The organism is Chryseobacterium soli, from assembly GCF_000737705.1.
Classification (GTDB): domain Bacteria; phylum Bacteroidota; class Bacteroidia; order Flavobacteriales; family Weeksellaceae; genus Chryseobacterium; species Chryseobacterium soli.
In genome coordinates this window covers 244,755-258,296 of the sequence record NZ_JPRH01000008.1, presented here as the reverse complement: position 1 = coordinate 258,296, position 13,542 = coordinate 244,755, and the positions used below count along the sequence as shown (strand labels likewise).

Annotated in this window: 15 protein-coding genes; 13 read left to right on the top strand and 2 right to left on the bottom strand. The window is 39.8% G+C overall.

The window, feature by feature from the left end:
* The first annotated feature begins 325 nt into the window (after nt 1-325).
* The 13 genes from IW15_RS17520 (at nt 326) to IW15_RS17460 (ending at nt 11,689) form a co-directional block, all read left to right on the top strand.
* Nucleotides 326-700, top strand: a complete 375-nt coding sequence (locus IW15_RS17520) for a hypothetical protein (protein ID WP_034713982.1) — start codon at nt 326-328, stop codon at nt 698-700.
* Between the two features lie 152 nt (nt 701-852).
* Nucleotides 853-1,155, top strand: a complete 303-nt coding sequence (ureA, locus tag IW15_RS17515) for an urease subunit gamma (RefSeq protein ID WP_034714126.1) — start codon at nt 853-855, stop codon at nt 1,153-1,155.
* Between the two features lie 14 nt (nt 1,156-1,169).
* Nucleotides 1,170-1,538, top strand: a complete 369-nt coding sequence (ureB, locus tag IW15_RS17510) for an urease subunit beta (RefSeq protein WP_034713980.1) — start codon at nt 1,170-1,172, stop codon at nt 1,536-1,538.
* Between the two features lies 1 nt (nt 1,539).
* On the top strand, nt 1,540-3,261 hold the full coding sequence (gene ureC, locus IW15_RS17505; RefSeq protein WP_034713978.1) for an urease subunit alpha: 1,722 nt from the start codon (nt 1,540-1,542) through the stop codon (nt 3,259-3,261).
* Nucleotides 3,262-3,324: 63 nt separating this feature from the next.
* A complete protein-coding gene (locus IW15_RS17500) occupies nt 3,325-3,981 on the top strand; it encodes a hypothetical protein (protein WP_034713975.1) in 657 nt (218 codons plus the stop codon).
* On the top strand, nt 3,978-4,490 hold the full coding sequence (gene ureE, locus IW15_RS17495) for an urease accessory protein UreE (RefSeq protein WP_034713973.1): 513 nt from the start codon (nt 3,978-3,980) through the stop codon (nt 4,488-4,490). The genes IW15_RS17500 and ureE overlap by 4 nt, the downstream gene beginning before the upstream one ends.
* 1 nt (nt 4,491) lies before the next feature.
* The gene (locus tag IW15_RS17490; RefSeq protein ID WP_034714124.1) at nt 4,492-5,181 is read left to right on the top strand and encodes an urease accessory protein UreF; all 690 of its coding nucleotides are present in this window, start codon (nt 4,492-4,494) and stop codon (nt 5,179-5,181) included.
* A 73-nt stretch (nt 5,182-5,254) separates the two neighbouring features.
* Nucleotides 5,255-5,893: an urease accessory protein UreG gene (gene ureG / locus IW15_RS17485; protein WP_034713971.1), complete on the top strand. Its 639-nt coding sequence runs from the start codon at nt 5,255-5,257 to the stop codon at nt 5,891-5,893.
* A complete protein-coding gene (locus tag IW15_RS17480; protein ID WP_034713969.1) occupies nt 5,894-6,682 on the top strand; it encodes an urease accessory protein UreD in 789 nt (262 codons plus the stop codon). It abuts the gene before it with no gap.
* Nucleotides 6,683-6,696: 14 nt separating this feature from the next.
* Entirely contained in the window at nt 6,697-7,398 is a 702-nt protein-coding gene (locus IW15_RS17475) for a hypothetical protein (protein ID WP_034713967.1), read from the top strand.
* Nucleotides 7,399-7,522: 124 nt separating this feature from the next.
* Nucleotides 7,523-8,413, top strand: coding sequence for an urea transporter (locus IW15_RS17470; protein WP_034713965.1), 891 nt, complete (start codon nt 7,523-7,525; stop codon nt 8,411-8,413).
* 24 nt (nt 8,414-8,437) lie between these two features.
* Nucleotides 8,438-10,690, top strand: a complete 2,253-nt coding sequence (locus IW15_RS17465) for a TonB-dependent receptor (RefSeq protein ID WP_034713963.1) — start codon at nt 8,438-8,440, stop codon at nt 10,688-10,690.
* A gap of 90 nt (nt 10,691-10,780) precedes the next feature.
* Nucleotides 10,781-11,689 (top strand): helix-turn-helix domain-containing protein, encoded by a 909-nt coding sequence (locus IW15_RS17460; protein ID WP_034713961.1) that lies wholly within the window; start codon nt 10,781-10,783, stop codon nt 11,687-11,689.
* A gap of 18 nt (nt 11,690-11,707) precedes the next feature.
* On the opposite strand, the gene IW15_RS17455 is transcribed toward IW15_RS17460, so the two are convergent.
* A complete protein-coding gene (locus IW15_RS17455; RefSeq protein ID WP_034713959.1) occupies nt 11,708-12,814 on the bottom strand; it encodes a DNA topoisomerase IB in 1,107 nt (368 codons plus the stop codon).
* A gap of 199 nt (nt 12,815-13,013) precedes the next feature.
* A complete protein-coding gene (locus IW15_RS17450; protein WP_228384393.1) occupies nt 13,014-13,499 on the bottom strand; it encodes a DUF6526 family protein in 486 nt (161 codons plus the stop codon).
* Nucleotides 13,500-13,542: the final 43 nt, after the last annotated feature.

The following is a 13,542-nucleotide window of genomic DNA, read 5'->3' as shown; positions in this document are numbered from 1 at the left end:
AAATACGCTTCTTTTTAATTCCATACACTTTATGACTCCTTTATGTTTAAATACAAGCTCTTTTTTATGATTAAAAAGCTATTGTTTTCTGTTTTTTATTCTTGTTTTGAAAATTAAGTGTGAAAAATTTCCATAAGAACCTTTTAAATAAAGAAATGGAGTGGTTTGTCTGTCATACTTTGCAAAGCCCCCTGATGGCTTTCTTTAAAGGATTGATGGGCAGTCAGCCATTTTGGGTTATTTCGTTTTGTCACGATTTTGAACATTTTAAGTGATCTTTTTGATAGGCGAGGGCTAGGGATTAGTCTACTTTTACTTCATTATTATGAGCACTAAAAATAAAATTACCCTGTTCTCCTTCATGCTGTTTTTTGCAACAGTATGTGCAGGTTTGTTTGCTCAGAAAAAACATACGGTTCAGGTTTTCTCTGAATCTGTTTCGAAAAATATTCATGTACAAAAACTGGATCAGCAGAATCCGATTGAAATGGATACGCTGTCAGCCATTCAGGATGACTCTGATTCCGATTCTGATGATCTTGAAAAAGTGAAATTTGATTATTCCCAAATTATTCAGGAATACATCAGTTTCTGTTTCACTGTATATTCTTCTTATGTACAGCCCCGTGCTATCCGAAATCACAACTATACGGCAGCACCCCGATATATCTTATATCATTCTTTACAGATAGCCTGTTAATTTTTTTCTTCCCTTACTGATGGGATTCGTGTGATTTGTATTCAATACAGATCCGGACGACCATTTTCATTTTTACGCAATTATCAATACCTCCATTTGCCTTTGAATAAAGGCAGACAGGAGAACGTATGTTCAACTTTAAACAAAATAATATGCATTTAACTCCAAGAGAAACCGAGAAGCTTATGCTGCACATGGCAGGCGAGCTTGCTCTTAAAAGAAAGGCCAGAGGTCTTAAACTCAACTATCCTGAATCCATAGCATTAATCAGCCACTTTCTGCTGGAAGGCGCCAGAGATGGTAAAAAAGTAGCAGAGCTGATGCAGGAAGGAGCACAGATTCTTACCATAGACGATGTAATGCCCGGCGTTGCAGATATGATCCATGATGTTCAGATCGAGGCAACTTTTCCGGACGGAACCAAGCTTGTAACCGTTCATAACCCAATCCGTTAAAATTCAATCCTATTATGATACCAGGAGAAATTTTTGTAAAAGAAGGAACTATTATCTGCAATGAAGGCAGAGAAACAGTCACCATAAAAGTAGTAAACACAGGCGACCGTCCTATTCAGGTGGGTTCCCACTTTCATTTTTTCGAAGTGAATAAAGCGATGAGCTTTGACCGTGAAAAGGCGTTTGGGAAAAGGCTGAATATTGTCGCCAGTACCGCAGTGCGTTTTGAACCGGGTGAAGAAAAAGAGGTCGTGCTTGTGGAAATCGGAGGAAATAAAAAAGCAATGGGATTCAATAATCTGGTAGACGGACAGGTAGATTCCGATAGCCAGAAAAAAGAAAGTCTTGCTAAAGCTGAACAGTTAAATTTTAAAAATCACTAAGATGAGTTTACACGTAGACAGAAAACAATACGCCAATATATTAGGACCTACAGCGGGAGACAGAATCCGTCTGGGAGACACCGAATTAATTATTGAAATAGAAAAAGATTTCACCCATTATGGGGATGAAGCCGTATTTGGAGGCGGTAAAACGGTCCGTGATGGAATGGGACAGAACGTAAGTGCAAAAAGAGCTGAAGGCGTACTGGACCTTTGTATCACCGGAGCGACGATTATTGATCACTGGGGAATCGTAAAGGCAGATATCGGAATTAAAGACGGAAAAATCGTAGGCATCGGAAAAGCGGGAAATCCTGATACGATGGACGGTGTATCTCAAAATATGATCATTGGTGCATCTACAGAAGTACACGGTGGAAAAGGATATATTGTAACTGCAGGAGGAATTGATACCCACATTCACTACATCTGTCCGCAGCAGATTGATACGTCTCTCTACAGCGGAATTACCACCATGATTGGCGGTGGAACCGGTCCTAATGACGGAACGAATGCAACCACCTGTACACCGGGAAGTTTTAATATCCAGAAAATGCTTGAAGCGGCAGAAGAATATCCAATGAATTTAGGATTCTTCGGAAAAGGAAACTGCTCCTCAGAAGAACCTATCGAAGAGCAGGTAGAAGCAGGAGCTTTAGGAGTAAAGATTCATGAAGACTGGGGAGCAACCACCGCAACGATAGATGCTTCCCTAAAAGTAGCGGATAAATATGATGTTCAGGTGGCGATTCATACCGATACGCTGAATGAAGGAGGTTTCCTGGAAGATACAATGAGAGCGATCAACGGAAGAGTAATCCATACGTTCCATACAGAGGGCGCTGGTGGAGGACATGCACCGGACATTATTAAAGCTGCGATGTATCCTAATGTACTCCCTGCATCTACCAATCCTACACGTCCTTACACGATCAATACGATTGATGAACACCTTGATATGTTAATGGTATGCCATCATTTAAGTAAAAATATCCCGGAAGATGTGGCATTTGCTGATTCCCGTATCCGTCCGGAAACGATCGCTGCGGAAGATATTCTTCACGATATGGGAGTATTCAGTATCATGAGTTCAGATTCTCAGGCAATGGGAAGACCCGGTGAAGTGGTAACCAGAACCTGGCAGACGGCAAGTAAAATGAAGGAGCAGAGAGGTCCGTTGAAAGAAGATGAAGGGACTGAAAATGATAATTACCGTGCTAAAAGATATGTGGCAAAATATACGATCAACCCTGCTATCGCACATGGTATCTCAGAATATGTAGGTTCTATTGAAGAAGGGAAAATTGCTGATTTAGTCATCTGGAAACCTGCATTATTTGGAGTAAAACCGGAAATGATTTTGAAAGGAGGCTTTGTAGTTGCCGCTAAAATGGGGGACCCGAATGCTTCTATTCCTACACCACAGCCTGTGATCTACAGAAGTATGTTTGGGGCTCATGGAAAAGCAAAATTTGGTACCTGTGCCACTTTTGTATCACAGATCTCTATAGACAACGGGGCCATTGCTTCTTACAAACTGGATAAAATGATCCTTCCTGTCAAAAACTGTAGAAATATTTCTAAAAAAGACCTTATTCACAACGATAAAACACCGTTGATTGAGGTCAATGCAGAAAACTATAAAGTAACGGTAGACGGTGACTATATCACCTGTGAGCCGGCAGAAAAACTTCCTCTAACACAGCTCTATTACCTTTTCTAAAGAATAGAGTTTTTAAAAAGGCTCGGAATACAGCCGGGCCTTTCTTACCTAAAAAGATATCAAATGAAATACTTTAATACAACAGTTTTTTCTTTTGCAGCAGCTGCCTTACTGATGTTTTCAGCTTCAATGAATGGCCAGTTTCTGGGAGGAATGAGGCTTAAAGATACCGACGACGGACCTAAAGGACAGTGGATGATCTACGGCTCCTTTGACTATTCCAAAACCAACACCCCATCGAGCAGCAGCAGTTCGGTAGGGACCAGTGCCAATGCAGGCGTACCGGTAGGGGTGGGATATTTTATCAATAATAATGATGTGGTCGGAGTAAATTATGCCTATGCCAGAGATGTGGTGAATGACCGTACAGTCTACAAACAGAATGAAGCCGGAATCTGGTACAGTCCCTCTTTTTCATTGGGAAAATACTTCGCGCTGATAGGTCAGGTAGACGCTCATTATGTATGGGGACAGAAGCTATCTGATGTTTCAGCTTCCATGCAGGATTTTAACGGATACCGATTGAGAGCATATCCTTTATTCGCCATATTTATGGGTGGCGGATGGGCATTGAAATTTAAGTTTGCTGAACTTTCTATGCTGCAGACCAAAGTGAAAGGCGAAGGATGGACGAAAACCTATGTGGCAGGAATCAGCGGTTCTGCATTTGGAGTAGGAATTTCCAAGAATTTTAATTTCAAGAAAAAATCTGACCAATGATTATAAATGAAACGATAGGTACATTTTCAGAGCATCCCGCTAACGGAAGATCAATTGATTATCTGGACCTGGAATGGTTTGAGTGCACTAAGAGGATTCAAAGGAAAAAGACCCGATCGGGAGAAGAGATAGCCATTAAATTCCTTAGAGAAGGACAGCGGTTAAGAGAAGGAGATGTTCTTTTCGAAAATGAAGAAAAGCTCATCGTGGTGAATGTTCTGGAAACCGAAGCCATTGTGATGTCACCTTCTTCCATGCTGGAAATGGGAACCGTATGTTATGAAATAGGAAACAAACATATTCCCCTTTTCATTCAGGAAGATAAAGTTTTACTGCCGTTTGAAATGCCGATGTACAGATGGCTGGAGGCAAGCGGATTTGCTCCGGAAAGACACCATGTGAAACTGCTCAATCTTCTTAAATCCAATGTAGAACCTCATGGACACGGAAGTCTGGGATCTACGATTTTTACTAAAATATTAAAAATGGCTTCCTCAAAAGATGAATAATATGAATTTGAATTTCCTGGCAGGACTCTTACATCTTTCGGATCCTACGTTGCCCATAGGAGGATACAGTCATTCTAACGGATTAGAAACCTATGTACAGAAAAAAATTGTGCACGACAGAGTAACCGCTAAAGAATTTGTAGAGAATATGCTTCAGCATAACCTTAAATACAATGACGGGGCTTTTGTAAAACTGGCCTATGAGGCAGTGCAAAATGAAGATTTAGCATTACTCCTGGAACTGGACAGAGAATGCAATGCCTTGAAATGTCCCAGAGAAATCCGCCAGGCAAGCCAGAAACTGGGATTGCGTCTGATTAAGATTTTCAAAAGAAAAGAAAATTTTCCGCTTATGGAAGCCTATGAAAAAGCAGTTTCTAACCGCGAAGCCAGTTCCCACTACTGTATCGTATTTGGAATGTATGCAGGATTGATGAAGATGCCACTGCATGAAGCCCTTTTGGGATTTTATTATACTTCTGTGGCAGGAATGATCACCAATGCCGTAAAACTGGTTCCGCTCGGACAGCTGGACGGACAGGATATTTTATTCTCAATGTATTCCGTAATGGAAAAAACGGTATTGGAAACCATTGAACTCGAAAGGGATCTGGTAGGACTTTGCAATACTTCTTTCGATATCAGGTGCATGCAGCATGAGAATTTGTATTCGAGACTGTATATGTCTTAATGAAAAGGGATAAAAAGAGAAAAGAATAGTTATAGTAGGGATAACCAAAAAGAACAATATAAAATTAAAAAAAATGGAAAATAGAAAGTATATCAAAATAGGAGTAGCCGGACCTGTAGGTTCAGGAAAAACAGCATTACTGGAACGATTAAGCAGAAAAATGTTTGGAGAATATAATCTTGGAGTAATCACGAATGATATTTACACCAAGGAAGATGCAGAATTTATGGCGAAGAACAGCCTGCTTCCCCACGACAGAATTATTGGGGTAGAAACAGGAGGATGCCCTCATACCGCTATTCGTGAAGATGCAAGTATGAACCTCGAAGCTGTAGACGAACTGGCTGCACGTTTTCCTGAAATTGAAATGATCCTTATTGAAAGCGGTGGTGATAATTTATCAGCAACCTTCAGTCCTGATCTTGCAGATGTAAGCATTTTTATCATTGATGTTGCAGAAGGAGAAAAAATACCGAGAAAAGGAGGTCCGGGAATCACCAGATCAGATTTATTGATCATTAATAAAATAGATCTTGCGCCTCATGTGGGAGCCAGTCTTGAAGTGATGGAAAGAGATGCCAGAAGAATGAGAGGAGGAAGTCCTTTTGTATTTACCAACCTGAAAACGGACGAAGGACTGGACAAAGTGATCGGATGGATCAAAAAATATGCACTTCTGGAAGAATGTGAAGAACCGAATCTCGTACGATAAATGGACAGCCACTTAAAAATTACGGCCGGATACAAAGAAGGAAAATCGTATGTAAAAGACCTGTACGTAACGCTGCCTTTCCGGGTAGTTTCTGTAGGGCAGCGTAAAAATGACGGCAAACTCTACCAGATGATCATGAGTTCTTCCCCGGGAATTCTGGATGGCGACCATTACCATCTGGATATTGCTCTGGAAAAAGGATCCTCGCTGCAGCTGCAGTCGCAGTCGTATCAAAGGCTGTTTAATATGAAGGATAAGGCACTACAGGAGATGACGATCTCCATGCAGGATGATACTTCATTTGCCTATGTTCCGCATCCCGTGGTTCCGCATGAAGATTCAAACTTTAAAAGCAAAGCGAAGATTCATATTGGAAACAACAGCCAGATTATCATCAGTGAAATTATTACCTGCGGAAGAAAGCATTACGGAGAGGTTTTTAAACTAAAAAGGTTTCAAAACATCATGGAAATCTATCATGGGGATCAATTAATTGTTAAAGATAATGTATTGATACAGCCGGAAGTAATTCCTATCAGCAGTATAGGAAATCTGGAGGAATATACCCATCAGGGAACACTTATTTTTTACAGTACGAAGGAGAATGTTGACAAAACAAACCTGGTAGAAATGATGTATAAGGCTGCAGAAGCCCATCATGAAGAAATGGAAATCGGGGTATCGGCAATGGAAAACGATGGTTTTGTCATCCGGGCATTGGGACACGGCGGAGAAATTATGTATAACTTTTTCCTGTATGTTCAGGAGATTCTCTGGGCATTAGAATAAAAATAATTTAAGAAATGGATACTACTATTTGGGCACTTTTGCTAAGTGCTGTTTCTATAAGTTTTATACATACGGCTTCCGGACCGGATCACTATCTGCCGTTTATCGTTCTTTCAAAATCGAAAAACTGGAGCGGAATGAGAACGGCCGTGCTAACGGTAATCTGCGGATTCGGACACGTAATGAGTTCCCTGATATTAGGATTTATAGGTGTTTTCTTAGGATGGCAGCTGAATAAAATTTCATGGTTTCAGGATTTGAGAGGTAATTTTTCAGGATGGGCACTGCTGATCGTTGGTGGAATTTACCTTATCTATGGCCTAGTTCAGGCCATCCGGAATAAGCCTCATAAGCATTTTGACGTGATGGGTGATGAGGTATATGTGTATGAGCACAACCATACAGAAATGGTGATGTCTCAGAAAAGAATAAAAGTGACTCCACTGGTCCTTTTTATGATCTTTGTAATGGGGCCAAGCGAACCTTTAATTCCGCTGCTGTTTTATTCAGGAGTTAAACATTCCATGACGGAAATTGTGGTGCTGGTTACCTCTTTCACGATCACGACGGTTTTAACGATGCTCGGAATGGTGCTTCTGGGACGTTACGGATATTCCAGCTTATTCAACACCGAAAAACTGGAACGTTACATGGGAGTCGTAAGCGGCGCAGTGGTAACGGTCTGCGGAATAGGAATGGTCTTTTTAGGATGGTAGGAAAAGGTATCAGTTGTTTGTTGCCAGTTGCCAGTTGTCAGTTTTTGATTCTTGGCTTTCGGTTCTCTATCATCAATACAATATACATTTTACATTATAAGTGATACATTATACAAAAACTAATATGGATAAATTTTTTAACAAAATCCCTTTTATTGACAATGTTTTAAAGGGAATCGGACAAATTATGCTTCAGGAAAACAGATGGACAGGCCTTCTGTTTCTGATCGGTATTTTTATGGGAAGCTGGCAGGGCGGTATTGCCGTTCTGTTATCTACAGCTGCCGGAACCTATACTGCAATGATGCTTAAATATGATCAATCTGAAATTAATGCCGGATTATATGGCTTCAGTGCAGCACTGGTAGGCGTTGCTCTTTCTTTTGTGTTTCAGACCACCATCGTCATATGGCTTCTTATCATCGTAGGCGGAGCATTGGCTACAGTGATTCAGCATTTCTTTATTAAAAATAAAATTCCGGTATTTACTTTCCCTTTTATCATCATCACCTGGGTTTGTGTGTTTGTACTGCACCATTTTACGCAGATTCCGCCTTCGGAAATGATGTCAGCAGCTGTAGAACCGTCAGATTATGATGATTTTTTAACCTGCACCAATGGCTTCGGGGAAGTGATTTTCCAGGGTGGAGTGCTTTCAGGGATTATTTTCTTCATCGCGGTTTTCATCAGTTCTCCCGCTGCGGCTCTTTATGGACTTGCCGGATCAGTATTGGGGGCATATATTTCCCATGTGAACGGGGAAGCCATTGATGAAATCCATCTGGGGCTATTCGGATTCAATGCGGTACTTTCAGCTATTGTCTTTTCAGGTTTCAAAAAAACCGACGGAATATGGGTGTTGTTAGCAGTCGTAATTACGGTGATTATTGATGATATATTGATCGATCATAATGTACTCAGTGAAGTAGGGGGAGTCCTTACATTTCCTTTTGTAGCAGGAACGTGGATTACCCTGCTTATTCAAAAACTTTTTCTTTCAAAAACAAAAAAGTAATCCTAAACATTATATAGAAAATCAATGAAAATAACTAAAATAATGGTCGCTGTTCTTGCTGTTTCTATCAATGGGCATATTTCAGCTCAGGAAACACCATCAGAAAAACAGCTGGTCATTAAAGATGCAGACGATAAATTTCCTATTGCAGATGCTTTGGTTTTGTTTGATCATGGAAGCAACCATGCGCATTCAGGAACCGACGGATCTTTAACACTTGCTGTAAAATCATTCCCGGATACCCTCGTTATCAGCCATCAGGGATATGAAAATATACAATGGGTAATCACCAGTGATGAGGATAAGAATAAAGTTGTTTTTTTACAGCATAAACCTTTTCAGATCTCTGAAGTAGCCATCAGCCACAGCTCATTTTTATCGGCAATTACCAAAGTCGATCTTAACAAGTTTCCGGTGAATTCAGCGCAGGACCTGCTTCGTAAAGTTCCCGGATTATTTATAGCACAACATGCAGGTGGCGGAAAAGCAGAACAGCTTTTTCTGAGGGGTTTTGATGCCGATCATGGAACAGATGTAAGTGTAAATGTAGACGGAATGCCTGTGAATATCGTATCTCATGCCCATGGACAGGGATATTCAGATCTTCATTTTGTTATCCCGGAAACCGTTAATAATATCGACTTTGGAAAAGGTGCTTATTATATGGACCGCGGAGATTTTGATACGGCAGGCTATGTGGATTTCCAGACCTATGACAAGCTGAAAAACAGTATGGTAAAGCTAGAAGGGGGATCTTTCAATTCCAAAAGAGTATTGGGGATGTTCAATATTCTTAACGATGCAGCAGGAAGAAAAGGAGCTTATGTAGCGGCAGAATACAATTATTCAGACGGACCTTTTGATGTAAAGCAGAACTTTAACCGGGTGAATATTTTCGGGAAATACAACCAGTGGATTACAGACCGGGATTACTTTAATATCCAGTTTTCCACGTTCAATTCCTCATGGAATGCTTCCGGACAGATTCCGGAACGTGCCGTAGATGAAGGAATTATTGGAAGATGGGGAAGTATAGATCCTACAGAAGGCGGAAGTACCTCGCGCACCAACCTTCAGATGAATTATAAACATATCATTTCATCTTCAGAGCACATCGATGTTATGGGATGGTATTCAAAGTATAACTTTAATTTATATTCGGATTTTACTTTTTACCTAAAAGATAAAGACCATGGCGACGAGATTCAGCAGACAGACGGAAGAAATATCTATGGAACTGAAATGAAATATACAAAGAATTTCTCTGTTGGAAACGGAACACTGGACTGGATTTCCGGGGTGGGTTTCAGAAATGATGATATTAATACGTTGCAGCTGAATCACGTCTATCACAGAGATTTGCTGTTAGATAAACTGTCTGATGTCAACGGAACAGAAACCAATCTGCATGCTTATTCCGGACTCATCTGGAAAACTGGAAAATGGACGATAAATCCTGCTTTGAGAGTCGATCATTTTATTTTCAACATGCATAATCTGCTGGATCCTGAACAACTGCCTTCCGGACAGTCAACAGAAGCAACAAGATTAAGTCCGAAGCTTAATTTTTCATATACAACCAGCGACAAAGTGATGTGGTTTCTGAAAACCGGAATGGGATTCCACTCCAATGACATCAGAGTGGTTGTTCAGAATAACGGAGACAAAACATTGCCATATTCTATAGGCGGAGATCTGGGTGTAAGGCTGCATCCTTTGAAATCGCTGATCATTACCCCTGCGTTATGGTATATGTCTTTACAGCAGGAGTTTGTGTATGTAGGAGATGATGCCGTTGTAGAACCTTCCGGAAAATCCAGACGCTATGGAGCTGACTTGGGAGTCCGTTTTCAGCCGATTGAAAACTTTTACCTGAATGCAGATATTAATTATTCCCACGCAAGATTTGTTGAAGAACAGAAAGGAGAAGATTATGTGCCTCTTGCACCGGTTGTTACCAGCACTGGATCAGTAAACTGGGATTTTCTGAATGGTTTCTCTTTAGGGCTGCAGTACCGTTATTTAGGGGCCAGACCAGCTGTTGAAGATAACAGCATCCGCACAAAAGCCTATTTTGTGAATGATCTGATGCTTTCCTATAACCGTCCGAAATGGGGTGCCAACCTGCAGGTGAATAACCTTTTCAATGTACAATGGAATGAAGCCCAATTCGCCACAGAAACCCAATTGAGAAACGAACAGCAGTCTGTTACAGACCTTACTTACACCCCGGGAAACCCTTTCGGAATCAAAATGGGCGTGTATTATAAATTCTAAAATTAAAGACAAAAATAAGATCAACAATAACGGGCTTTGGCCCGTTTACTTTAAATTTGTATAACCCTTAAATAATTTACAACCAAGGATATGGAAGTACTTTCCAATTTTCAGTATAAAAAATTATTTCTCCCTAATATTACGGAGAAAATATTGGCCAATAATGCGGATGTCCAGCTTTATAGGCTCGAAAATTATCTTAAAGGGATCCTGATGCCGGTTATTCCATACCGTACCACTTTTAACTTTATCATCTTTGTGACCAACGGACACATCAAGCAGTATCTGGAGAATGAGGAATATGATGCCGAGAAGGGAGGAGTTATTTTTATAAAACAGGGAACCATTACCGCAACCCTAGAATTATCTGATGATATTGAAGGTTTTTTTCTGGCCTATGAAAACAGCATCTTATCCGAACAGGAACTGCCAAAACATAAGACCAGTATTTTTTTTATGAATCCTTTTCTTACGCTGGATGCACTTACTTATGGAACCATTACCCAGCTTCTCCTGATTATGGAACAGGAATTTTTATTGAATAACCTGGACGTAAATGAAGTTCTTATTACCATGCTCCATCTTATTTTAGTGAAAATGCTCCATACCGATTTAGACGGAACACATAAAGCAGCAACCCGTTCTATGGAACTTTCGCTGCAGTTCCGTGATCTTTTATTTAAATATCATATTGAAGAAAAAAGGGTAGCCTTTTATGCAGACAAATTATCCGTCACAGAAAACTACCTCAATAAATGTGTAAAAAATGTAACGCAGAAGTCTCCTAAACAATGGATCAATGAAATTGATATCAACTACAGCAAAGCACTGCTTCATTCCAGTAGAGATATTGCGGAGATTGCGTATGAACTTAATTTCCATACTGCTTCCCACTTTACGCAGCTTTTTAAAAGAGTAGCAGGAATTACGCCTAAAGAGTATAGACAGCGGTTTTTAAATAATAAACAATACGGTGAGGTAATGCATGATGTACTGTAATACTATTAAAAATCAGGATTACATTTTTTCATTTTCAAGAATCTTAAGTACCAGTTTTTCCTCGTGGGTTAAATCCGCCTTACCGTCATTTTCCTCTATTTGTTCCAGTTCATCAAAATATTTTTTGATGGTGTTGTTTTCATACAGGTTGATCACCAGCGGATGAACATAATATTTCCTGCACACCGTGCTGGTATTTCCGAGATGGGAAGCCACTATTTCCAGTGCTTCTTTTACTTTCTTTTTATATTCAGTATTATTTTCTGCATATCCGATTTCCTTAAAAGCGATAAAAGCATTCACTGTTCCGGACCACGTACGGAAATCTTTAGCCGTAAAATCTTCGCCGCTGATCTCTTTGATATACTCATTCACCATTCCTGAATCTATAGAATGCCGTGTTCCCTCCTCATCAATATATTGGAAAAGTTCCTTTCCAGGGATTTCTCTGCATTTCTGAACCAGCTTTGCCAGCCTTTTACTCTTCAGGTCAATATGATGCATGATTCCCTTTTTACCCTTAAAAGAAAAAGTAATTTTCTGTCCGTTAATCTGAACATGTTTATCCTTTAAAGTGGTAAGCCCGAATGAGCCGTAAAGCTTTTCGTAAGCATTGTTTCCAATACGGATGTTGGTACGCTGCATCAGACTCACAATAAGAGCCAGAATTTTTCTTTTTTCTAAATTTCTTATCGCAAGATCCTTTTCCAGATGAAGACGTATTTCCGGAAGAGCATACCCAAACTGAAGCATCCGGTAAAACTTTGTGTGATTTCTTAAAGCGCTCCACAGTGGGTGATAGCGGTATTGCTTACGCATTTTGGCATCGAGCCCGGTGGCCTGGAGATGGCCGTTATCCAAAGCACAGATCCATACATTCTCCCATGCAGGCGGAATAACCAGTTTGTTGATACGCGTGATTTCTTCCTTATCCCTGATCTTTTCACCTTCCTTGAAATAAGAATATTTCTTTCCTGTTTTCTTTCTGGTGATACCGGCTGTTTCTGCATCGGTGGTATATACAAGATGTACCGCCTTTGCAGAAGCTTCCGGATCCTTCATAATTTTGACGATTTTTGAAGGTTTCAGACGGGAAATAATCTGTAAGTCTGCATTCTTCTCCATAAAAAATGGTTAAGAGTTTTTACCCTTCGAAAATATTAATAAAAGTATGACTACAATGGCGCAAACTACGATAATTCCCCACCACATTCCTGCTTTGAAAACCGTCTCTACTGCTTCACAACTTGATAGTAACAATAAACTTAGTATTGAAATACTGTATAAGGTTAATTTTTGCATAATAATTTATTTTTTGATTAGTTTAGATTCTGTGATGGTCTGGTCGCCATTTTGTGATGGATTTTTTGATCTCGTCTCCGGAAATATTTTCATGGAGTGCCTTATATAAAAGATCTTTGAATTCATCATCATAGGCAAATCTTAAGGCAGCGATCTGGGAAAAACTTAATTTTTCAGCAATGTCATCAGACCTTTCATTAAAGATTTCGAAATAGCGCTGTTTGAATTCCAGTCGCACGATACGGTTCTGATTACCCAGTGCATAATGCTGCCTAAGCATGATTGCTAAATAGAATATCAAAAATAAGACCACAGAAAAAAGAATCCAGATAAGTTGATGATCCGGATCATTTACTATTTTATACAGTCCATACCCTTCCAAAATTATCAATATTGGAAGCAAAATGAAATGATGCGGCGCGTAAAATTTCCAGTGGTTTTTATAATTCTGTTTTTCCATATGAGTAAGCTTAGCAATAATCTTTCCAAAACATTGTATTTTTAACATGAATCGCTATTTTTTATGGTTAAAAACAACTGTATTTATAAAA